The 20,829-nt window shown below is 66.3% G+C and carries 21 protein-coding genes; 5 read left to right on the forward strand and 16 right to left on the reverse strand.

What is annotated here, in order from left to right; genetic code table 11:
- Positions 1-77 precede the first annotated feature (77 nt).
- Genes Q9Q95_RS06560 through rpoD form a run of 3 tightly spaced genes read left to right on the forward strand, consistent with a single transcriptional unit; the run spans position 78 to position 4,429 of the window.
- On the forward strand, positions 78-479 hold the full coding sequence (locus Q9Q95_RS06560; RefSeq protein ID WP_306095109.1) for a GIY-YIG nuclease family protein: 402 nt from the start codon (positions 78-80) through the stop codon (positions 477-479).
- Positions 476-2,353, forward strand: a complete 1,878-nt coding sequence (gene dnaG / locus Q9Q95_RS06565; protein ID WP_306095111.1) for a DNA primase — start codon at positions 476-478, stop codon at positions 2,351-2,353. The genes Q9Q95_RS06560 and dnaG overlap by 4 nt, the downstream gene beginning before the upstream one ends.
- A gap of 42 nt (positions 2,354-2,395) precedes the next feature.
- On the forward strand, positions 2,396-4,429 hold the full coding sequence (rpoD, locus tag Q9Q95_RS06570) for an RNA polymerase sigma factor RpoD (protein ID WP_306095113.1): 2,034 nt from the start codon (positions 2,396-2,398) through the stop codon (positions 4,427-4,429).
- Between the two features lie 315 nt (positions 4,430-4,744).
- On the opposite strand, the gene Q9Q95_RS06575 is transcribed toward rpoD, so the two are convergent.
- The 12 genes from Q9Q95_RS06575 to pyrH all read right to left on the reverse strand — a co-directional run bounded on the left by Q9Q95_RS06575 (position 4,745) and on the right by pyrH (position 15,449).
- Positions 4,745-5,233: a hypothetical protein gene (locus Q9Q95_RS06575; RefSeq protein ID WP_306095115.1), complete on the reverse strand. Its 489-nt coding sequence runs from the start codon at positions 5,231-5,233 to the stop codon at positions 4,745-4,747.
- A gap of 93 nt (positions 5,234-5,326) precedes the next feature.
- Positions 5,327-5,662, reverse strand: coding sequence for a PilZ domain-containing protein (locus Q9Q95_RS06580; protein ID WP_306095116.1), 336 nt, complete (start codon positions 5,660-5,662; stop codon positions 5,327-5,329).
- A 139-nt stretch (positions 5,663-5,801) separates the two neighbouring features.
- On the reverse strand, positions 5,802-6,032 hold the full coding sequence (gene rpmE / locus Q9Q95_RS06585; RefSeq protein ID WP_029724515.1) for a 50S ribosomal protein L31: 231 nt from the start codon (positions 6,030-6,032) through the stop codon (positions 5,802-5,804).
- 103 nt (positions 6,033-6,135) lie between these two features.
- A complete protein-coding gene (gene fabZ / locus Q9Q95_RS06590) occupies positions 6,136-6,627 on the reverse strand; it encodes a 3-hydroxyacyl-ACP dehydratase FabZ (protein WP_306095123.1) in 492 nt (163 codons plus the stop codon).
- Complete coding sequence (locus Q9Q95_RS06595) at positions 6,624-7,367, reverse strand: OmpH family outer membrane protein (RefSeq protein WP_306095124.1); 744 nt, start codon at positions 7,365-7,367, stop codon at positions 6,624-6,626. Before Q9Q95_RS06595 ends, fabZ begins: the two co-directional genes overlap by 4 nt.
- The gene (gene bamA, locus Q9Q95_RS06600) at positions 7,367-10,066 is read right to left on the reverse strand and encodes an outer membrane protein assembly factor BamA (RefSeq protein WP_306095566.1); all 2,700 of its coding nucleotides are present in this window, start codon (positions 10,064-10,066) and stop codon (positions 7,367-7,369) included. The genes Q9Q95_RS06595 and bamA overlap by 1 nt, the downstream gene beginning before the upstream one ends.
- Before the next feature lie 136 nt (positions 10,067-10,202).
- Positions 10,203-11,336 carry an RIP metalloprotease gene (locus tag Q9Q95_RS06605; protein WP_306095126.1) on the reverse strand — a complete coding sequence of 378 codons (1,134 nt, stop codon included), beginning with the start codon at positions 11,334-11,336 and terminating at the stop codon, positions 10,203-10,205.
- Complete coding sequence (locus Q9Q95_RS06610) at positions 11,333-12,493, reverse strand: 1-deoxy-D-xylulose-5-phosphate reductoisomerase (protein WP_306095128.1); 1,161 nt, start codon at positions 12,491-12,493, stop codon at positions 11,333-11,335. The genes Q9Q95_RS06605 and Q9Q95_RS06610 overlap by 4 nt, the downstream gene beginning before the upstream one ends.
- Positions 12,490-13,266: a phosphatidate cytidylyltransferase gene (locus Q9Q95_RS06615; protein ID WP_306095130.1), complete on the reverse strand. Its 777-nt coding sequence runs from the start codon at positions 13,264-13,266 to the stop codon at positions 12,490-12,492. Before Q9Q95_RS06615 ends, Q9Q95_RS06610 begins: the two co-directional genes overlap by 4 nt.
- On the reverse strand, positions 13,263-13,997 hold the full coding sequence (locus tag Q9Q95_RS06620; protein WP_306095132.1) for an isoprenyl transferase: 735 nt from the start codon (positions 13,995-13,997) through the stop codon (positions 13,263-13,265). Before Q9Q95_RS06620 ends, Q9Q95_RS06615 begins: the two co-directional genes overlap by 4 nt.
- A gap of 148 nt (positions 13,998-14,145) precedes the next feature.
- Entirely contained in the window at positions 14,146-14,703 is a 558-nt protein-coding gene (frr, locus tag Q9Q95_RS06625) for a ribosome recycling factor (RefSeq protein ID WP_306095134.1), read from the reverse strand.
- Between the two features lie 14 nt (positions 14,704-14,717).
- Positions 14,718-15,449, reverse strand: coding sequence for a UMP kinase (pyrH, locus tag Q9Q95_RS06630; protein WP_306095136.1), 732 nt, complete (start codon positions 15,447-15,449; stop codon positions 14,718-14,720).
- A gap of 220 nt (positions 15,450-15,669) precedes the next feature.
- Here pyrH and Q9Q95_RS06635 point away from each other — a divergent pair, with 220 nt between their 5' ends.
- Entirely contained in the window at positions 15,670-16,659 is a 990-nt protein-coding gene (locus Q9Q95_RS06635) for a hypothetical protein (RefSeq protein ID WP_306095138.1), read from the forward strand.
- A gap of 75 nt (positions 16,660-16,734) precedes the next feature.
- On the opposite strand, the gene tsf is transcribed toward Q9Q95_RS06635, so the two are convergent.
- The gene (tsf, locus tag Q9Q95_RS06640; protein ID WP_306095140.1) at positions 16,735-17,670 is read right to left on the reverse strand and encodes a translation elongation factor Ts; all 936 of its coding nucleotides are present in this window, start codon (positions 17,668-17,670) and stop codon (positions 16,735-16,737) included.
- A gap of 220 nt (positions 17,671-17,890) precedes the next feature.
- Positions 17,891-18,775, reverse strand: a complete 885-nt coding sequence (gene rpsB, locus Q9Q95_RS06645; RefSeq protein ID WP_306095141.1) for a 30S ribosomal protein S2 — start codon at positions 18,773-18,775, stop codon at positions 17,891-17,893.
- Between the two features lie 265 nt (positions 18,776-19,040).
- Here rpsB and Q9Q95_RS06650 point away from each other — a divergent pair, with 265 nt between their 5' ends.
- Positions 19,041-19,256 (forward strand): hypothetical protein, encoded by a 216-nt coding sequence (locus Q9Q95_RS06650; RefSeq protein ID WP_306095143.1) that lies wholly within the window; start codon positions 19,041-19,043, stop codon positions 19,254-19,256.
- Here Q9Q95_RS06650 and Q9Q95_RS06655 read toward each other — a convergent pair.
- Positions 19,195-20,085 (reverse strand): phosphatidylcholine/phosphatidylserine synthase, encoded by an 891-nt coding sequence (locus Q9Q95_RS06655; RefSeq protein ID WP_306095145.1) that lies wholly within the window; start codon positions 20,083-20,085, stop codon positions 19,195-19,197. The genes Q9Q95_RS06650 and Q9Q95_RS06655 overlap by 62 nt on opposite strands.
- The gene (locus Q9Q95_RS06660) at positions 20,082-20,810 is read right to left on the reverse strand and encodes a phosphatidylserine decarboxylase (RefSeq protein WP_306095196.1); all 729 of its coding nucleotides are present in this window, start codon (positions 20,808-20,810) and stop codon (positions 20,082-20,084) included. Before Q9Q95_RS06660 ends, Q9Q95_RS06655 begins: the two co-directional genes overlap by 4 nt.
- Between the last annotated feature and the right edge of the window lie 19 nt (positions 20,811-20,829).

Raw genomic sequence — 20,829 nt, forward strand, 5'->3', positions numbered from 1 at the left:
TCGAGCGAAGTCGAGAAACGGAGACTTGGGACACGCTTCTCGACTACACTCGAAGCGAACGGAGGTACGGGCCGGCAATGGCATTCTGGGCGTACATGCTGAGATGTTCGGACGGGCGCTACTACACCGGCCACACCGACAATCTCGAACGCCGGATCGGCGAGCACCAGAGCGGCGCCTGCGACTACACCTCGCGCCGCCTTCCGGTCGAACTCGTGTGGAACGAAGGCTTTCCCAGCCGGATCGAAGCGCTCGAAGCCGAACGCATCGTCGCCGGCTGGTCCCGCGCCAAGAAGGAAGCGCTCATCGCCGGGGACTGGAAGCGGGTATCGTTCTTCTCCCGGCCACCGAAAGAGCGTTTCTCGACTTCGCTCGAAACGAACGGAGATGGTTTGTCGATTGCCCCCTCACCGCTCGTTTCCAGCGAAGTCGAGAAACCTGATACGCGAAGCACCAAGCCACCGGCCCCCGCACGATGAGCCTCACCCCCCAGTTCCTCGACGAGCTCCGCGCCCGCACCCTGCTCTCCGGCCTCATCGCCAAGACGGTCAAGCTTCAGAAAGCGGGAAGAGAGTTCCGCGCCTGCTGCCCGTTCCACAACGAGAAGACGCCGAGCTTCTACGTCAACGACGACAAGGGCTTTTACCACTGCTTCGGCTGCAGCGCGCATGGCGATGCGATCCGCTGGATGACCGATCAGCGCGGGCTGCCCTTCATCGATGCGGTCAAGGAACTGGCGCAGGCCGCGGGCATGGAGATGCCCGAGCCGGACCGCCGCGCCGCCGAAAAGGCCGAACGCGCCAAGGGGCTGCACGAGGCGATGGTCGACGCCGCGGCGTGGTTCGTCGAGCGGCTGAACGGCATCGAGGGCGCCGAGGCGCGGGGCGTGCTCAAGCGCCGCGGCATCACCGAAGAGACCGCGCGCAGCTTCGGCCTCGGCTTCGCCCCCGATTCGCGCGGCAAGCTCAAGCAGGCGCTCGCGACCTATGGCGACGCGATGCTGGTCGAGGCCGGCATGCTGATCCAGGTCGAGGAAAAGGAGCCGTACGACCGCTTCCGTGGCCGGCTGATGATCCCGATCCGCGACGTCCGCGGCCGGGCGATCGCGTTCGGCGGGCGCATCATCGGCGACGGCGAGCCCAAATATCTCAATTCCCCCGAAACCCCGCTCTTCGACAAGGGCCGGACGCTCTACAATCTCGATCGCGCCCAGGCCGCGGCGCGCAAATCCGGACGGATCATCGCGGTCGAAGGCTATATGGACGTCATCGCGCTCGCCCAGGCCGGGTTCGCGGAAGCCGTCGCCCCGCTCGGCACGGCGCTCACCGAGCATCAGCTCGAGCGGCTGTGGCGGATGGCCGAGGTGCCCCTGCTCTGCTTCGACGGCGATTCCGCCGGGCAGAAGGCCGCGCTCCGGGCGGCGCATCGCGCGTTGCCGATGCTCCAGCCGGGCCGCAGCCTCGCCTTCGTCACCTTGCCCGACGGGCTCGATCCCGACGATCTCGTCCGCACCAAAGGCGCGGCGGCGTTCGAGGCTCTGCTCAAGGCGCCCCAGCCTCTGGTCGACCGGCTGTGGCAGAGTGAGCTCGCCGCCGAGCCGCTCGACACGCCCGAGCAGCGCGCCGGGCTCAAGCGCCGGCTCGGTGCGCTCGCCGAGAGCATCGCCGACGGCAATGTGAAGCACGAATATCTCGCCGAGTTCCGCGAACGCATCGACGCGCATTTCGGCCGCGGACCGCGCGCCTTCGAGGCCCGGTCCCCGCGCGGCCCCGCGCCCGCCCGCGGCAAGCGCGACAGGCGCGGCAATTGGCAGCCGCCCGAGGCGCCGCCCTCGGCGATCGCACGCAGCCTCGGCGCCGGCGGGCTCGACCCGATCCTCGCCCGCGCGGTGCTCGCCGGGCTGATCCGCCACCCTGCCGAGATCGCCCGCCACATGGAAGTGCTCGGCAGTCTGCGCAGTGCCTCGGGCGCGCTCGGCAAATTGTTCGAGGCGGTGATCGACGTCGCGCTGGAGGACCGGCAGCTTGATAGCGGCAAAGTTCTCACCATATTGGCGCGATCCGGCTTCGATTCTGTGGCGAGCGATCTGTTGAGAGCCGACACGTTGCCTTTCTCGTTCACCCGCAATCAGGCGGACGAAGCGAAGGCGCGCGAGGATCTGAACGAGGCGATCGCAGTGATGGTGGCGCAGCCCGCGGTGGACGCGGCGCTCGCCGAGGCCACCGCGGCGTTGAGCAGGGACGGATCGGAAGAGGCGTTCACACGTCAGGTGGCACTTTCGCGGACGCGGCAGGAGCTGCACGCACGGCTTGCGAATCTGATGCTTGCGGACGAAGAAGATTTCGAGGATTAGGGCGGCGTATAATAGCCGCCATCAGAATTTCGAGGGCAATTGATGGCGAAGGCGAATGGCGGCGGCAGCGGCGACGACACCACGATGGACGTGGGCGACGCTCCGCTGATCGATCTCAACGAAGGCACGCTCAAAAAGCTTGTCGCCCGTGCGAAGAAGCGCGGCTACATCACCGTCGATCAGCTCAACGAGATGCTCCCGCAGGATCAGATGACCTCGGAGCAGATCGAGGACGTCATGTCGGCGCTCAACGACATGGGCATCAATGTCGTCGAGAATGAGGAAGGCGGCGAGGACGCCGAGGCCGAGGACGATACCCCCGACGAAGTCGATGCGCCCGAAGGCGGCAGCGACGAGCCGGCGTTCGAGCTGGCGAAGAAGAAGGAGACGGTCGATCGCACCGACGATCCCGTCCGCATGTATCTGCGCGAGATGGGCGCGGTCGAATTGCTCAGCCGCGAGGGCGAGATCGCCATCGCCAAGCGCATCGAGGCCGGCCGCGACACGATGATCCTCGGCCTGTGCGAATCGCCGATCACCTTCAACGCGATCATCGGCTGGTCGAACGCGCTCAACGAAGGCACGATGCAGCTGCGCGAGATCCTCGATCTCGACGCGATGCTCTCCAAGGGTCCTTCGGCCGAACAGGTCGAGAATGCCGAGGACGACAACGGCGAGATCAGCGAGAAGACCGCCGGCACTTCGTTCAAGGAAGAGGAAGAGCCCGAGGAAGTCGCCGAGGAGGAAGATGAGGATTCGATGACCGAGCGCCGCGCCCCGCGGATCTCGGACGACGAGGAAGAGGACAACACCCTCAGCCTCGCCCAGATGGAGGAGACGCTCAAGCCGCAGGCGCTTGAGAAGTTCGCCAACATCACCTCGGTCTACAAGAAATTCTCCAAGGTCCAGCAGGCCCGGCTCGACGCGATGGCGGCGGGCGGCGAGCTGCCGGCCGCGCAGGAGCGCACCTATCACAAGCTCCGCGAGGAGCTGACCGCCGAAGTCGAGAGCGTCCAGTTCCACCAGGCCAAGATCGAATATCTCGTCGACCAGCTCTACAGCTTCAACCGCCGCCTCACGACCTTGGGCGGGCAGATGCTGCGCCTCGCCGAGCGCCACAAGGTGCCGCGCAAGGATTTCCTCGATCGCTATGTGAATCACGAGCTCGACGAGGGCTTCATCGCCACGGTCGAGAAGCTCGACAAGAAGTGGAAGGCGTTCGCCGACAACGAGGCCGCCGCGGTCGATCGCATCCGCGTCGAGATCTCGGAGATCAGCCAGGCGACCGGCATGGCGCTCGCCGAGTTCCGCCGCATCGTCAACATGGTCCAGAAGGGCGAGCGCGAGGCGCGGATCGCCAAGAAGGAGATGGTCGAGGCCAATCTCCGCCTCGTGATCTCGATCGCCAAGAAGTACACCAATCGCGGGCTGCAGTTCCTCGACCTCATTCAGGAAGGCAATATCGGCCTGATGAAGGCGGTCGACAAGTTCGAGTATCGCCGCGGCTACAAGTTCAGCACCTATGCGACGTGGTGGATCCGCCAGGCGATCACCCGCAGCATCGCCGATCAGGCGCGCACCATCCGTATCCCGGTGCATATGATCGAGACGATCAACAAGCTGGTCCGCACCAGCCGCCAGTTCCTTCATGAGCAGGGCCGCGAGCCCACGCCCGAGGAAATGGCCGAGCGCCTGAGCATGCCGCTCGAGAAGGTGCGCAAGGTGATGAAGATCGCCAAGGAGCCGATCTCCCTCGAAACGCCGATCGGCGACGAGGAAGACAGCCATCTCGGCGACTTCATCGAGGACAAGAATGCCGTGATCCCGGTCGACGCCGCGATCCAGGCCAACCTTAAGGAGACCGTGACCCGGGTGCTGGCGAGCCTGACCCCGCGCGAGGAGCGCGTGCTGCGCATGCGCTTCGGCATCGGCATGAACACCGATCACACGCTCGAGGAGGTCGGCCAGCAGTTCAGCGTCACCCGCGAACGCATCCGCCAGATCGAGGCCAAGGCGCTGCGCAAGCTCAAGCATCCGAGCCGCAGCCGCAAGATGCGGTCGTTCCTCGACCAATAGGTCGACATCGACAGCGCCTGAAAAACGAACACCCCCGGAATTGCTTCCGGGGGTGTTCTGGTTTTCGAGACGGGCATCCCCTGCCCGTCTTAACGTCGCCCGGCCTTGTTCGGCGGCCGTGCAACGCTCCTCCCCCCGGATCGAAAACCGGTCGCTCGTCGCGCCTGGCCGCGCCCCCCGGTGCGGCCTGCAGCAACGCTGCGCAGGCAATCCCGATAGCGGATCACCGCCTTTCCACCGTTGAACGCATGTGCCGCCGCCTTGCGCGGCGATGTCACCGCGCTTGATTTGGCGTTAAACGACGGGAGCGGCGCCTTATTTTGGGACGGCTTGCCACACTGCCGCGGCCACGCCGCCGCCGCCGACACTGAACGGCGGGCTGTCGTCATTGCCATCGAGCCGCAGCACGAAGGCAGCGCCGAGCGGCGACCGGCGCTGCCGCGGACGCGGCTGCGCGCGCAGGACGTCGTAGACCGCATAGCTGCCGCCTGCTCGGGCTGTGACTTCGGGCGAGGGATCGCGTTCGAGCGTGGACGGTGCGCCCTGCCGGCTTTCCGCCGTCAGCCGCGCCGCGGGCAGGCCTTCGAGCCGCGCATTGCCCGCCGGAAGCATGAAGCGCTGCGGCCGAGACTTGTCGACCGCCGGCGCCGGCACACGTTGCGTGGCGGGATCCTTGATCAGCCGAGGAAATGCGATGCCACGCTGCGCGACAGGCGATCGCGAATGGACGCCGGAGCGCTCGCCTGCCGACGCGGGACAGGACAGTCCACCAAGGATCACACAGCAAACCAGCATCTTGCGCATCACCGTTTCCCCAAACCAGTGAAGTCCGGTCAAGCTGACCTACCCGCGATCATAACACAATGCAGGCCGGCTTCGTTCCGCCGCATTCGGCACTCACTGCGCCGTAAGTATATCAAATTCCTCGGTCGTCAGGGGTGTCTGGAACTCGAGGCCGGCCTCGAAATCATGCGCCCATACCACGCGGGCGGAGCATTGCCCGATGCCGGAAAGCGTCAGCCAGAGCATCGTGCCGGCGCGAAGTTCCGAATAGGTCTGGAGCCGCGCCCCGTTGATCGAAAGATCGGTGACGCGGCAGAGCGCGCGATCGAGCCCGCCGCGGCCGACCCGCGCATCGAGCGACACCGGTGCGCGCGGCGTACGGCGCCGGCCGAGGCTCTCCGCCGGTTCGAATTCGGCCGCGAACGAGGCATGTCTGAGGTGCGTCGCCATGCCCGAAGGCTAGGCTTTTTTGGCTAAAGCCGCGTTAACGACGAAATCCCGGCACTGCCGGACCATGCGGGCGTCCGCCCACCGGTCCGGCCTTGCCGGGATTTCCGAAAGCTGGCGAGCCGCGCCGGGCGGCCGGCGCTTACTTCTTGCCGAGCGAGAGGCCGCCGAAGCGCTTGTTGAAGCGCGCGACCTGACCACCCTGATCGAGCATCTGGCCGCGACCGCCGGTCCAGGCCGGGTGCGCCAGCGGATCGATGTCGAGCGTCATCAGATCGCCTTCCTTGCCCCAGGTCGAGCGAGTCTCGAACACGGTGCCGTCGGTCATCTGCACCTTGATCATGTGATAATCGGGATGCGTGTCTTTCTTCACGGTCAATTCCTTGGAAAAGCCGCCGGTTTCCGACCGGCAGTGGACGCGCGCGGTTAGCAGAGGGGCGAAGCGAAGGCAACCTTCCCCGCCGCGCGCCGCGAAATCAGGCTGCGGGCGGCTCCGCGATCATCGCGGTGAATTCGCATTCGGTGGCGATCTCGCCGCCCAGCATCGCCTTGCCGGCGAACTTGCAGACGCGCGAGCGCTTCTGGAGGAACTCGACCTCGAGGCGGAGCAGCACGCCCGGCTCGACCGGCTTGCGGAACTTCACGCCGTCGATCGACATGAAATAGACCAGCTTGCCCGAACCGGCGAGACCGAGGCTCTCCACGGCGAGCACGCCGGCGGCCTGCGCCAGCGCCTCGACCTGGAGCACGCCGGGCATGATCGGACGCCCGGGGAAATGCCCCTGGAAGAATTCCTCGTTGATCGACACTGCCTTGATCGCGACGATGCGCTGGTCGAGGATCAGCTCCTCGACCCGATCGACGAGCAGCATCGGGTAACGATGCGGCAGCGCCGCCATCACCCGCTTGATATCGAGCGGGCCCCCCGCGGCGGGGGTGGAAACGCTGCCGGTGTCGGTTTCGCTCACCGGGGCTCGGCCGGCTTGGGGGGCTGGGTGCCCGCGGCTGCCGGCGCGGTGCCCGGAGCGGCCGCACGCTGCTGTGCCGCCTGCTGATAGGCCTGGATCTGCGCGGCCTGCGCGATCTGCTGTTGAATCGCCAGCGTCTCGCGCGAAGGCTGCCAATCGGCCGGCGGCTGGATGCTCACGGTCGGCGCGACCTTGTCGATCTCGGCAGTGATCGCTTGGCTGATATTGGCCGAGTCCGGCGCATACATGAACACTTCGGGCGAAAGCACGACGCTGATCTTGCGTGCGTTCACGACGCGCAGCTGCGCGGCCTCATACTGACGCAGCACCGATTCGATCGCGAACAGCTCGGCGCGCGCCGCCGGGTTGCTCAGGCGGCCGAGATCGTTCTGGGCATTGGTCTGCGCGGTGCGGATCTTTTCGATCGCGGGATTCTTGGCGGTCTGCGCGGCCTTGGCCTCTTCCTCGCTGACCTTGCCGTCCTTGTTCGAATCGAGCTGGGCGACGAGCGGCTTGAGCTCGTTGTCGAGCGCGGTGCGGCGCTGCTGCATCTGATCGAACGCCGCCTTGTAGGTCGTCGAGATCTGCTGGTTGGCGGCGCCGAACGCCTTGGAGCTGGCGACCACGCTGGTCGGGTTCGCATAAGCGATGCCGGCGACCTGGGCGTGGGCGGGCGCGGCGATCGCGAGCGCCGCGGGAGCGGCGAGCATCGCCGCCAGGATTGCTTTCTTCGTAATCATCAGAACTGGGTCCCTACGTTGAATGTCACAAGCTTGTCGTCGTCGCCGTCGACCGTCACCAGCGTCTTCGCGACGTCGATGCGCAACGGTCCGAACGGCGAATTCCAGTTGACGCCAAAGCCGACCGAGATGCGCGGCTTGGCAGAGTCGCCGACGAAGCGCTCGAGGAACGGCGCAGTTGCGTTGTTGGCGATGGGGTTGATCGTGGTGCCGACGCAGTTGGTCAGCGTCGTGCCGAAGCCGACGGTGCATGGCGTCGCGCTCTGAACTCCGGTGGTCGGATCGGTGTAGACGTAAAGCTGGTTGCCGTTCGCGTCCTTCAGGAAATTGTCCTTGGGCAGCAGGGTCGGCGAACCGTCCTTGTTGAACAGCAGCTTGCCGGTCGAATCGGTAGCCTGGGCGAACTCGACGGTCCGGCCCGGACGGGTGATGCCGAACAGGCTGCCCGCCATCACGAAGATCGACGGCCGCAGCCCCATTTCCGCCGCGCCCGCTCCCAGCGGGATCTCCAGCTCGGCCTTGGTGAGGTAATAGGCTTTGCCGCCCAGCGCGTCGTCGACGATATTGTCGTCGCCGGTGACCATCGCCTGGGTGCCCGCAAGCGGGTCGCCGGTCAGCTGGATACGCTGGACGCGCGGGCCGACGCCGCGAATGTCGAAGCCGCGGAACTGCGGTTCGCCGAGATAGAAGCGGTCGGTGATGCGCACCGGATCCACGCCGGCCCGGGTCTTCTCGAGGCTGTGGATATAGCCGCCCTCGGCCGAGAGCGAGAAGATGAACCCGCTGCCGACGTTCCAGTATTTGTCGCCTTCGAAGCGCGCGCGGAGATATTTCACTTCGCCGCCGAGGCCGGCAAAGTCGACGCCGGCGCTGAGACGCTGGCCGCGGCTCGGGCGCAGCCGGCTGTTGAGGCTGTCGTAGATCAGCGAGAGGCCGACGAGCGAGGTGATCCGGTTGCCCACTGCCTCGCAATAATAGCGGCCGGCCTTGAGCGGATCGCACTCGAAATCGCCGTCGCCGTCGACATCCGAATAGAAGCTCGACCGATCGAGCGTGACATTGTCCTGGCGCAGCGTGTAGCGCGCCGAGAGCGTCCAATATTCGGTGAGCGGCAGGCCCGCGACCAGCTGGCCGCCGGTCGCGACCTGGCTGTAGGTCGTGCTGCGGTCGCTGCCGATATAGTTGAACGCGTTATAGTCCTGGCGGAACAGGGTGCCGCCGAGCGCGATGTTGGTGTTGAACAGATAGGGCTCGGTGAAGCCGAGCTCGACCGACTTGGAATAGCTCGAATAATCGACCGAGGCCGACACCGTCTGGCCCATGCCGCGGAAGTTGCGCTGGCGGATCGACGCCTGGAGGATGAAGCGCTCGAGGCTCGAGAAGCCCGCCGACAGCGTCAATTCGCCGTTCGGGCGTTCCTCGACGTTCGCCGCGAGCACGATGCGGTCGGGTGCCGAGCCTTCCTTGCGCTCGATCTCGAACTTGTCCTGGAAATAGCCGAGCGAGTTGATGCGGTCCTGCGAGCGCTTGACGAGGAAGGTGTTGAACGCGTCGCCTTCCGCGACGCGGAACTCGCGGCGAATGACCTTGTCCTGGGTCTGGCGATTGCCGGTGATCTCGATCCGCTCGATATAGGTGCGGTTCGATTCGCCGATGTGGAAGTTCATCGACATGGTCAGCGCTTCGCGGTCGCGCTGGAAATCGGGCCGCACGTCGGCAAAGGCATAGCCGAAGGCGCCGGCGGTCTCGCTCAATTGCTCGACCGTGTCCTCGACCGCCTTGGCGTTGTAATATTGGCCTTCCTTGATCGACAGCGCGGAGGCGAGGCGCTTGTCGTCGAAGTCGCGGATCGCGCTGTCGACGGTGACCGGGCCGAATTTGTAGCGCGGGCCTTCTTCCACCACGTACGTGATGATGAAGTCCTTCTTGTCCGGGGTCAGCTCGGCCACCGCCGAGATCACGCGGAAGTCGGCATAGCCTTCGGTCAGGTAGAATTGGCGCAATTTTTGCTGATCGTAGGCGAGGCGATCCTGGTCGTAGCTCGTGTTCGAGCTCAGGATGTTCATCAGGCTCGAGGTCTTGGTCGCCATCTCGCCGCGCAGCTTGCCGTCGGAGAACACCTCGTTGCCGATGATGTTGATCTGGCGGACCTTGGACTTGGGGCCCTCGTCGATCTCGAAGATCACGTCGACGCGGTTCTGGTCGAGGCTGACCATCTTGGGCTCGATGCGCGCGGCGAAGCGGCCCTGGCGGCGATAGAGCTCGATGATCCGGGCGACGTCGGCGCGGACTGCGGTGCGGGTGAAGATCTGGCGCGGCGCCAGCTTCACTTCCTTGGCGATCTTGTCCTGCTTGAGCCGCTTGTTGCCCTCGTAGATCACCCGGTTGATCACCGGATTCTCGCGGACCCGGATCACCAGATTGCCACCGGTGGTGTCGATCGACACGTCGGCGAGCAGCTCGGAGGCGAGCAGATCCTTGATCGCCTGGTCGACGGTCTCGTTGGTGAAGGTGTCGCCGACGCGCAGCCGGGTATAGGAAAGCACCGTCTCGGGCTCGAGGCGCTGCGATCCCTCGACGCGGATCGAGCGGATCGTCCGCACTTCCTGCACCGGCGCGGGCACGGCGAGAACCTGCGACGCGGGAGCGGGCGCCGTCGGGGCGGGGGCGGTCTGCGCGTGCGCGAGTCCCGAGAGCATGGTGCCCGCGAGAAGCGTCGCAGTGGCGCGTACGCCGAAATGATTAGCCTTGATCGTCACATCCCACCCCAAGTCGGATTTCGAGTAAAGTCGCTGCCCATGCGACGCCGGAACAACCGCCCCTGCCTGAACCGCATCAGCCGATCAACCCGGCCAGATTTCTCCAGACCCCGAACGAGCCCAGATCGTTGAACGTCACCAGCAGCATCAGCGCCAGAATTGCGATCAGACCACCCCGGAAGGCCCATTCCATGACCCGTGGCTCGACCGGGCGGCGGCGTACAGCTTCGACTGCGTAGAACAGAAGATGCCCGCCATCCAGCACCGGAACTGGCAAGAGGTTGATGAATCCGAGATTAATCGAGACGAATGCGATCAGCGCGACCAGCTCGGCGGGCCCGAGCGCGAAGCTCTGGCCCGAGATCTTGGCGATCCGCAGCGGCCCGCCCATCTCGGAGAGCGGCACGCGGCCGAGAATGATCTGCTTGAGCCCGTCGGCGGTCATCCCGACCAGCTCCCAGGCGCGCTTGATCCCCACGCCCGGCGCCTCGAGCAGCGATACCGGTTCGAACACCGACTTGCCGGGCCCGATGCCCAGCATGCCGCGCCGGGTGACGTTGCCGAAGCGGTCGCGGAACGAGTCGGTGCCGATGACCGCCTCCGCGCTGCGCGCCGTGCCGCCCCGGTCATAGCCGATGCTGACCTGCTCGCCGGCGCGGATCGCGGTATAATAATACATGTCGCTGAAATCGTCGATCGCGCGACCGCCCAGCGCAGTGATGCGGTCGCCGGGCTGCAGGCCGGCCTGCGCGGCCGGGCTTCCGGCCACCACCGAGCCGATCACCGGCGGCGTCACGCGCTGGCCATAGGCGAAGCCGAAGGCGCCGAGGATGACGATGGCGACGAGGAAATTGGCGATCGGGCCCGCCGCGACGATGATCGCGCGCTGCCACAGCGGCTTGGCCTGGAAGGTCTGCGCCCGCTCCTTCGCCGGCAGCGCGAGCCATTCGGGCGAAGGCTGCGAGGCCGGGTTCATGTCGCCGGCAAAGCGGACATAGCCGCCGAGCGGCAGCCAGCCGAACTTCCAGCGAGTGCCGCGCCTGTCGGTGATCCCCGCGACTTCGCGGCCGAAGCCGATCGAGAATTCCTCGGCCTTCACCCCGAACCAGCGTCCGGCGAGATAATGTCCGAGCTCGTGCAGGAAGACGAGCGGACCGATCACCAGCGCGAACGCGAGTATGGTGACGAGGATGCCGGGAGATTCGATCAAAGAACGCAGTCCTTCACACGCTCGCCCGCATACGCCCTCGCCTCGGCGTCGATTGCCAATACGGCATCCAGCGATTCCGGGGCGGCCGGGTCGTAGCGCGCCAGCGTATCGGCAACGATTGCGGCAATTTCAAGAAATGCGACGCGTCCTGCAAGGAATGCGGCGACGGCTACCTCGTTGGCGGCATTGAGAATCGCCGGCCGTGCCCCGCCCGCCGACAGCGCGTCGCGCGCGAGGGTCAGCGCCGGAAAGCGCACCGGGTCCGGCGCCTCGAAGTCGAGTCGGCCGATCCGGGCGAGGTCGAGCGCCTCGCACGGCGTCGCCATCCGCTCGGGCCAGGCGAGCGCAAAAGCGATCGGCGTGCGCATGTCGGGCGTGCCCAGCTGGGCCAGCACCGAGCCGTCGACATATTCGACCATCGAATGCACTACCGACTGGGCATGGACGAGAATGTCGAGCTGGTCCGCGCCCACCGGGAACAGATGAAAGGCCTCGATCAGTTCGAGCCCCTTGTTCATCATCGTCGCCGAATCGACCGAGATCTTGGCGCCCATCGACCAGTTCGGATGCGCCACTGCCTGCGTCGGCGTGATCGACCGCATCGCCTCGATCGGCGTCGCGCGGAACGGGCCGCCGCTGGCGGTGAGAATGATCTTGCGCACCCCGCGCGGCGCCGTGCGGTCGAGACACTGGAACACCGCATTATGCTCCGAATCCACCGGGAGCAATGTCGTCGCATGCGCCTGCGCCGCCGCGGTCATGACCTCGCCCGCCGAGACCAGCGCCTCCTTGTTGGCGAGCGCGACGGTCCCGCCCGCCTCGAGCGCCGCCATCACCGGCTTGAGCCCGGCGGTGCCGACGATCGCCGCCATCGTCCAGTCGGTATTCAGCCGCGCCGCGTGACAGACGGCATCGGCCCCCGCCCCCGCCTCGATGCCGCTCCCGGCGAGCGCCGCGCGCAACGCGCCGAGACAGGCTTCCTCCGCGACCACCGCGAGCTTCGCACGCGTGCGGATCGCCGCCGCCGCGAGCTTGTCGACGTCGCGATTGGCAGTCAGCGCTACCACTTCGAATTGATCGGGCGCCCGCTCGATGAGATCCAGCGTCGACCCGCCCACCGAGCCGGTGGCGCCGAGGATGGTGACGCGCTTGGTCATGCCGCCACCAGCACCAGCAGCGCCGCGAACGGCGCGACCGCGACGAGCCCGTCGAGCCGGTCGAGGATGCCGCCATGGCCGGGAAGCAGATTCCCCGAATCCTTGACGCCGGCGCAGCGCTTGAGATGGCTCTCGAACAGATCGCCGACCTGCGCCAGCATCGCGAGGAACGGCGTGGCGAGCGCGAGGATCACCGGAAGCCCGAAACCGATGACGAGCAACGCGGCGAACGCCCCTGCCGCCGCGACACCGCCGAGAAAGCCGGCCCAGGTCTTGTTCGGGCTGATCAGCGGTGCGAGCTTGGGGCCGCCGATCGCGCGCCCCGCGAAATAGGCGCCGGTATCGCAAGCCCAGACCAGAGCCATCGCCCAGAAGGTATAGAGCAGGCCGTGCGCCGGATGCGCGCGCAGCGCGACCAGAGCGAGCGCGGGAAGCCCCGAATAGAGCACGCCCGCCGCCAATTGCCCCTTCCGCGTCGCCGCCGCGACGAAAAAGGCGGCCCCGATCACCAGGCCCAGTGCGAGGAAGCCCGGGCCCGCGGCCAGTCCCGGCGCCATGATCGCCAGCGGCACGGTCAAGGCATATTGGGCGAGCCTTTTCTCGCGCAGGCCGGCCCCCGAAAGCTCCGCATATTCGGCCATCATCAGCAGCGCCACCACCGCGATGACCAGCCAGAAGCCGAGCCCGCCCGCCCATAAAGCGATCGCGGCGAGCGCGATCAGCGCGACGGCGACGATCGCGCGCGTCCCCAGATCCGATTTGCCTTGGGTCACAAGCCTCCGAAACGCCGCTGACGCTGTCCAAAACGATCGAGCGCGTCTGCGAGTGCCTTCTCGTCGAAATCGGGCCAGAGCGTGTCGACGAACAGCAATTCGGCATAAGCCGCCTGCCACAGCAGGAAGTTCGACAGCCGCTGCTCGCCCGAGGTGCGGATCAGCAGGTCCAGCGGCGGCAGATCCGCGGTCTCGAGCTCGGCTTCGAAGCGCGCCTCGTCGATCGCGGCCGGATCGAGCGCGCCGTCGCGGGCCTGCTCGGCCAGCCGGCGCGCCGCAGTCAAGATCTCGGCCTGCGCGCCGTAGTTGAGCGCGATGACCAGGGTCGGACCGGGATTGGCCACGGTCCGCGCGACCGCCGCGTCGATCATGCCGACGAGATCGGGCGCGAGCCCGCGCCAGTCGCCGATCACCCGAAGCCGCACGCCTTCGGAGACCAGTTCGTCGAGCTCGCTCGCGAGGAAGTGGCGGAGCAACCCCATCAGGTCGCGGACCTCTTCCTCGGGGCGGCGCCAGTTCTCGGAGGAGAAAGCGTAGAGCGTCAGCACCTCGACGCCGAGCGCGCGTGCGGCGCGCGCGACCCGGCGAACCGCCTCGACGCCCTGCTTGTGCCCCGCGATCCGCGGCAGGAAACGCTTCTTCGCCCAGCGTCCATTGCCGTCCATGATGATGGCGACATGGCGCGGCGGCGCGGTATCGCCCCCTAATGCGGGGATGGCTTTGGCGGCCATTGTCCGAACCCCCGTCATCCCCGCGAAAGCGGGGACCCATCTCCGACGTGCGCCCTACCCCACAACGGCTGTTGTGAAGTCGGCACCTCCGGGAGACGGGCCCCCGCTTTCGCGGGGGTGACGATAGTTGAAGAGGCGCAAACCGGGCTCACTTGCCCAGGATTTCCTTTTCCTTGACCGCGGTCACCGCGTCGATGTCGGCGATCGTGCTGTCGGTGAGCTTCTGCACCTCGGTCTCGTGGCGCTTGCGCTCGTCCTCGCCGAACAGGCCCTTTTTCTCGTCGGTCTTGAGGCTGTCATTGCCGTCGCGGCGGACGTTGCGCACCGCGATGCGCGCCTTCTCGGCATATTGGCTGGCGAGCTTGGCGAGCTCCTTGCGGCGCTCCTCGGTCAGATCGGGGATCGGCAGACGCAGCGTCTGGCCGTCGACGATCGGATTGAGGCCGAGCCCCGCCGAACGGATCGCCTTGTCGACCGGGCCGACATTGGTCTTGTCCCAGACCTGCACCGAAAGCAGGCGCGGCTCGGGCGCCGAGACGCTCGCGAGCTGGTTGATCGGCATCTGTGCGCCATAGACCTCGACCGTCACCGGATCGAGCAAGGTCGTTGAGGCACGGCCGGTGCGCAGGCCCTGGAGGTCGTGCTTGAGCGCCTCGACCGCGCCGGCCATGCGGCGCTCGATATCTGCTTTGTCGTAAGCGGCCATTTTCGGCTCTCCCGTTATGCGGATGCGGTTTGATTCTGGACGATCGTCGAGGCGCCCTCGCCGCGCAGAACCGCGGAGAGATTGCCTTCGTCGCGGATGTTGAACACCACGATCGGGATATTGTTGTCGCGGCAGAGCGCGACTGCGGAGGCGTCCATCACCTTGAGATTGTCTGCGAGGACGCGATCGTAACTAAGTGAATCGTAACGCTTCGCCGTCGGCACCTTCTTGGGGTCGGCGTCATAGATGCCGTCGACCGAAGTGCCCTTGAACAGCGCGTCGCAATTCATCTCGGCGGCGCGCAGCGCGGCGGTGGTGTCGGTCGTGAAGAACGGCAGGCCGGTGCCCGCGGCGAAGATCACCACGCGTCCCTTCTCCATGTGCCGCTCGGCGCGACGGCGGATATAGGGTTCGCACACGCTCGCCATGGGAATCGCCGACTGGACGCGGGTCTGGACGCCGGCTTTCTCGAGCGCGTTCTGCATCGCCAGTGCGTTCATCACGGTGGCGAGCATGCCCATATAATCGGCGCTGGCGCGGTCGAAGCCTTGCGCCGCGCCGGCGAGTCCGCGGAAGATGTTGCCGCCACCGACGACCATGCAGATCTCGAGGCCGGTCTCGGTCGCGTCCTTCACCTCGGCGGCGACCCGGGCACAGGTGTCGGGATCGATGCCGAACTGCCCCTGCCCCATCAGGACCTCGCCCGAGAGCTTGAGAAGGATGCGTTTGAAGCGGGTAGCAGTCATCGGAGCCTTTTCGGATACGCCGGGATACGGGAGCGGCGCGGACCTTAGAGGCGTGCTCGCAAAGGGACAAGCGCAGACGCGGATAATCCGCCCCTCCTTTCAGCCTCCTCCCCCGCCGGCATGCGGCGCCTCGCTTCGGCGTGACGGCGGTCACGCAGTGGCGGCGATCCTTCGTGGCATGAGCCCCTGGTTCGTCCGAACCGTCAACAGGGGATATGCAATGAAAAGGATAGTCGCATTCATCGTGGGGCTGGCGCTGCTCCCAATGCCCGTTCACGGCCAAGAGGCCGATTTCTCCGAAGCCTGCCGCGCCGACGAACAGGCGCTGCAGGGAGTCGAATCCCAGTTCGCCGGCCGGCAGAAGCGGATCGCGGATCAGGGCGAGGAAATCGAGCGCGATGCGCCGGACGGGCTCAAGACCAGCGGCACGGTCAAGTTCGAGAACGCACATATGGCATTGCACATGCCGAGCGTGACGATGAAGACCCGGGCATTCAGCTTCGACACGCCGAGCGTGACGATGCGGCAGCGCGGTTTCAGGTGGAAGGTGCCGCAGCTCACGATGGAGACCCGGACCATCGGCCATTATTACACGGTCGAATGCCGGCGCTGGCGCTGCAAGCCGGTGCGCAAGGCGATCAAGACCGACGTGCCGGTGACCCGGATGGTGCTGAAGGAGGCGTCGACCAAGATCCCAGAGTTCCGCATGAACACGGTCTCGATCAAGACCGACGTGCCCGAAGTGAAGATGGTCCGCAAAGACCTTTACTACAAGCTTCCGCACATCACCGTGGCCGATCCGATCCCCGAGACCGGGCCGATCGAGAAGCGCGGCAGGACGCTCGAGGCGGACGCCAGACAGCTCGGCACCGAGATCGAGGCGCGGGCCGCCGAACTGACCGACAAATTGTTCGGTTGCCATCGCAAACAACTGGTCGACGAGCGTGAAAAGGTTGCCGCATCGTTCGAGGAGGGCATCGTCCAGCTCAACAAGGCCATCGCAGTCGCCAAGGCGATGGATGCCGACCCCACGGCGTTCCAGCCCAGCGACGCCGCGGACGGGGAGACGCTCGACCTCGTGGCGCAACGCGACAAGCTTATCGTGGATCGCGACGCCGCCTTGGCCCAGCTGGACGGCTCGATCACCGCGCTTGCCGCGGCCAACGCGGTCGACGTCCCCGCCGCCGCGGCGCTGACCGAGACGAGCTGACGGCGGGCCTCGCGCCAACGCAAACGGGCGCCGCCACCCCTGGGTGACGGCGCCCGTCCTGCAATCAGAAAGACCTTATTTGGTCAGACCGGCGGTCGCGGCGACCTCGGCTGCGAAGTCGCTCTCTTCCTTCTCGATGCCTTCGCCGAGCTGGAAGCGGACATAGTCCTTGAGCGTGATCGTCGCGCCGGCATCCTTGCCCGCCTTGGCGATCACGTCCTGCACCGGGGTCTTGCCGTCCATCACGAACGCCTGGGTGAGCAGCGCGTTCTCCTTCTTGAACTTCTCGATCGGACCGTTGAGGATCTTCTCGGCCACCTCGGCGGACTTGCCGACGATCTTCTCGGCGTTCTTCTCGCGAAGGATCGCGGCCTCACGGTCGACGACCTCGGGATCGAGGCCCTCGACCGACAGCGCGAGCGGGAACGCCGCCGCGATGTGCATCGCGATCTGCTTGCCCAGCGGCTCGAGCACGTCGACGCCGGCATCCGATTCGAGCGCGACGAGCACGCCGATCTTGCCGAGGCCGGGCGCCGCCGCGTTATGGACGTACGGGATCACCGCGCCGTTGGTCACTTCGACCTTCTTCGCGCGGCGCAGCACCTGATTCTCGCCGATCGTCGAGATATTGTTGGTGAGCACTTCCTCGACGGTGCCGCCGGCCGGCAGCTGGGCCGCCTTGAGCGCGTCCAGATCGTCGCCCTTTTCGAGCGCGACTGCGGTCACGTCGCGGACGAAGCCCTGGAAGATCTCGTTCTTGGCGACGAAGTCGGTCTGCGAGTTGACCTCGACCGCGACGCCCTTGGTGCCGGCGACGGCGACGCCGACCAGACCCTCGGCCGCGGTACGGCTCGACTTCTTGGCGGCGGCCGCGAGGCCCTTCGAGCGCAACCAGTCGCTGGCGGCTTCGAGGTCGCCATTGGTCTCGGTCAGCGCCTTCTTGCAATCCATCATGCCGGCGCCGCTCTTTTCGCGGAGCTCCTTCACGGCTGCTGCAGTGATCTCGGCCATGTTTATATTCCTCTAGCTGGTCGCGGCGTGGAGCCGCTCCTGATATCAAAATCCCCGTTCGCCCTGAGCTTGTCGAAGGGCCGTTCTTCTTTGGCCCGACATGGGAGGAAGAAGTACGGGGCTTCGACAAGCTCAGCCCGAACGGGGATGGGATCGACGCTCCGAACTGACCGGGCGCCTAGTGCGTCCCCATGTCAGTTCGAAGACATCCGGTTTCAACTCACGCGTCGATCTGACGCTCGCCCTCTTCGGCCTGACCGGGCTCGGTCACCGCGGCAGGCGCTTCGAACTCCTCGGCGGTGACTACCGGCGCGTCGGCGGCAGGCGCTTCTGCAGCGGGAGCCGGAGCCGGCGTGCGCACGGCTTCCTCGACCGGGGGCTGCTCGGCGGCGCCGAAGTCATAGCCCTGGTTGCGCTGCTGCTCGTGGCCGCCACGGGTCGCGGCGATCGCCACGGCTTCGCAGTAGAGGCGGATGGCGCGCGAGGCGTCGTCGTTCGCCGGAACCGGGAAGGCGATGCCGTCCGGGCTCACGTTCGAGTCGAGGATCGCGACCACGGGGATGCCGAGCGTGTTGGCTTCCTTGATCGCCAGCTCTTCCTTGTTCGCGTCGATCACGAACATGATGTCGGGAACGCCGCCCATGTCGCGGATGCCGCCGAGCGAGAGCTCGAGCTTGTCCTTCTCGCGGGTGAGCTGGAGCACTTCCTTCTTGGTCAGGCCGTGCGTGTCGCCCGAAAGCTGCTCCTCGAGCGTCTTGAGCCGCTTGATCGAGTTGCTGATGGTCTTCCAGTTGGTGAGCATGCCGCCCAGCCAGCGATGGTTGACGAAATGCTGGTTCGCGCGGCGTGCGGCCTCGGCGATCGGCTCCTGCGCCTGGCGCTTGGTGCCGACGAACAGGACCTTGCCGCCCGAAGCGACGGTCGACGAGACGAATTCGAGCGCGCGCGCGAACAGCGGCACGGTCTGCGAAAGGTCGATGATGTGGACGCCGTTGCGATCGCCGAAGATGTAGGGCTTCATCTTCGGGTTCCAGCGGTGGGTCTGGTGACCGAAGTGCGCGCCCGATTCGAGCAATTGCTGCATGGAGACGACAGGTGCCGCCATAGGGATAACTCCTTCCGGTTGAGCCTCTGGGAAGCGGGAACCGCGAGCGTCGCGGCACCGGTTTATGATGCTTCCCATGCGGGTTGAGGCGGGCCCCTTAGCCGAAGTGCCGCGCACAGGCAAGCGGAACAAGTTCGGAACATCCGGTTGACACGGGAACGTTAACGGAACATAAAGGGTTCAGAAGCGGGGCATGGAACGCCCTGCGGTACCAAGGGGTTGGAATCGCTGGATTCTCGCCATTTGGGCGGACAGGAGTCGAAGGATGACGGGTTTCGCGATCATGATGCTGTTCGGCGCCGCCCTGGTCGCTGCCGCGTGGGCGATGTGCGCCTCGATCCGCCCCCAGGTGCATCGCTTCGCCGAATTGTTCCGCCCTGCCTCGCGCCTTCCCGCGCTGCCGCCGCGGCTCGGCCGGGTCACGGTTCGCGCCGTTCCGGCACGGCTGCCGGCGCGGCTGCCGTTGCGCGCTGCTGCCTGATCCGGCGATAGCTGCGCACGCTGAACGGTATCGTCGCCAGATAGGCGATCGCGAGCAGCGCCAGCGTCGGCCAGGGTGCCGAGACCAAAGCCGCGACGAGCACCACCAACGCCGCCAATGCCTCGAATCGGATGCGCTGGCGGATCCGCGCCTTCGGCGCGAACGTCGCGACGCTGGAGATCATGAGGATAGCGACGAAGATCGTCCATGGTGCGATCACGGCGGGCAGACGCAACAGGTGATGAACTGTCTCGATCAGAGAAACGGGGACGACGTCGCTGGCGCGCGAGGCGAGCAGTTCGTTGGTCCAGTTCCACAATAATAGCGGCGTCAATGCGAGGATCGCCCCTGCCGGAGCGGGAACCCCGGTAAGAAAGCCGGCCGATTTGTGTGGCTGATCCTCGCGGTCGATGTTCGCGTTGAATCGGGCGAGGCGCAGCGCGCAGAACAGGGCGAGCAACAGCGCGATCATCCAGCCGAACCGACTGTCTCCTTGCTGCGATCCAAAATATTGCAGGGACCAGCGATAGAGGATCAGCGCCGGCGCGACGCCGAACGAGATCGCGTCGGAAAGGCTGTCGAGCTCGGCGCCGAAGCGGCTCTCGGCGCGCACCAGCCGGGCGATCTTGCCGTCGAGCCCGTCGAACACCGCCGCGGCGAGCACCATCAGCACCGCGACTTCCCAATCGCCGAGGATCGCGAAGCGAATCGCCGTCAGGCCGGAGCAGAGCGCGAGCGCGGTGACGGTGTTGGGCAATACCGCGCGCAATGGAATGCCGCCTTCGCGGCGCAGCCTCGGAATCCGTCCGCCCGCGCGGGGCGGCTTCATTGCGCGATACCGATCGCGCGCGGCGCTCCTTTGCGCGCAAGGATGGTCTCGCCGGCGATCGCGCGCTGGCCGAGCGCGACTTCGACGCCGTACGCCTCGGGGATGAACACGTCGACGCGGCTGCCGAAGCGAATCAGGCCGACGCGCTGCCCGCCGACCACCATGTCGCCGGCCTTGACGAAGCTGACGATCCGCCGCGCGACGAGGCCGGCGATCTGGGTGAAGCCGATCCGCTGGCCGTCCTTGTCCTCGACGATGATGTGCTGGCGCTCATTCTCTTCGCTGGCTTTGTCGAAATCGGCGTTCATGAACTTGCCGGCGATATAGATGACGTGGCGGATCGTGCCGGTGATCGGGGTGCGATTGATGTGCACGTCGAACACGCTCATGAACACCGAGACGCGCAGCATGCTGCCTTCGCCCAGCGCCTGCGGTCCGGCGAGCTCGGGGGGAAGCTGCACCCGCTCGATCATCGTGATCAGGCCGTCGGCAGGCGAGACGATCAGCCCCTCGCCCTGCGGCGTCACGCGCACCGGATCGCGGAAGAACGCCGCGACGCCGAGGGTGAGGAACACCAAAGGCCAGGTGATGAAGTCCCAGACGAACAGGCTGACCAAGGCGATCGCGCCCGCGATCAGCACATATTTGCGGCCTTCGGGGTGAATGTCGGGGAAACGCCACTTTACGGTCGAGGTACCGAGGGAGGGCTTGTCGAGGGATGCCATGCCGCGCGGTGTAGCGGCA

The sequence above is a fragment of the Sphingomonas sp. DG1-23 genome, assembly GCF_030730875.1.
GTDB lineage: Bacteria > Pseudomonadota > Alphaproteobacteria > Sphingomonadales > Sphingomonadaceae > Sphingomonas.

Bases quoted from the DNA above. Each gene is read 5' to 3' on its own strand.
- Q9Q95_RS06560 (WP_306095109.1), top strand. From the start codon at position 78: ATGGCATTCTGGGCGTACATGCTGAGATGTTCGGACGGGCGCTACTAC.
- dnaG (WP_306095111.1), top strand. From the start codon at position 476: ATGAGCCTCACCCCCCAGTTCCTCGACGAGCTCCGCGCCCGCACCCTG.
- rpoD (WP_306095113.1), top strand. From the start codon at position 2,396: ATGGCGAAGGCGAATGGCGGCGGCAGCGGCGACGACACCACGATGGAC.
- Q9Q95_RS06575 (WP_306095115.1), bottom strand. From the start codon at position 5,233: ATGCGCAAGATGCTGGTTTGCTGTGTGATCCTTGGTGGACTGTCCTGT.
- Q9Q95_RS06580 (WP_306095116.1), bottom strand. From the start codon at position 5,662: ATGGCGACGCACCTCAGACATGCCTCGTTCGCGGCCGAATTCGAACCG.
- Q9Q95_RS06595 (WP_306095124.1), bottom strand. From the start codon at position 7,367: ATGATTACGAAGAAAGCAATCCTGGCGGCGATGCTCGCCGCTCCCGCG.
- bamA (WP_306095566.1), bottom strand. From the start codon at position 10,066: ATGCTCTCGGGACTCGCGCACGCGCAGACCGCCCCCGCCCCGACGGCG.
- Q9Q95_RS06610 (WP_306095128.1), bottom strand. From the start codon at position 12,493: ATGACCAAGCGCGTCACCATCCTCGGCGCCACCGGCTCGGTGGGCGGG.
- Q9Q95_RS06620 (WP_306095132.1), bottom strand. From the start codon at position 13,997: ATGGCCGCCAAAGCCATCCCCGCATTAGGGGGCGATACCGCGCCGCCG.
- frr (WP_306095134.1), bottom strand. From the start codon at position 14,703: ATGGCCGCTTACGACAAAGCAGATATCGAGCGCCGCATGGCCGGCGCG.
- pyrH (WP_306095136.1), bottom strand. From the start codon at position 15,449: ATGACTGCTACCCGCTTCAAACGCATCCTTCTCAAGCTCTCGGGCGAG.
- Q9Q95_RS06635 (WP_306095138.1), top strand. From the start codon at position 15,670: ATGAAAAGGATAGTCGCATTCATCGTGGGGCTGGCGCTGCTCCCAATG.
- tsf (WP_306095140.1), bottom strand. From the start codon at position 17,670: ATGGCCGAGATCACTGCAGCAGCCGTGAAGGAGCTCCGCGAAAAGAGC.
- rpsB (WP_306095141.1), bottom strand. From the start codon at position 18,775: ATGGCGGCACCTGTCGTCTCCATGCAGCAATTGCTCGAATCGGGCGCG.
- Q9Q95_RS06650 (WP_306095143.1), top strand. From the start codon at position 19,041: ATGACGGGTTTCGCGATCATGATGCTGTTCGGCGCCGCCCTGGTCGCT.
- Q9Q95_RS06655 (WP_306095145.1), bottom strand. From the start codon at position 20,085: ATGAAGCCGCCCCGCGCGGGCGGACGGATTCCGAGGCTGCGCCGCGAA.
- Q9Q95_RS06660 (WP_306095196.1), bottom strand. From the start codon at position 20,810: ATGGCATCCCTCGACAAGCCCTCCCTCGGTACCTCGACCGTAAAGTGG.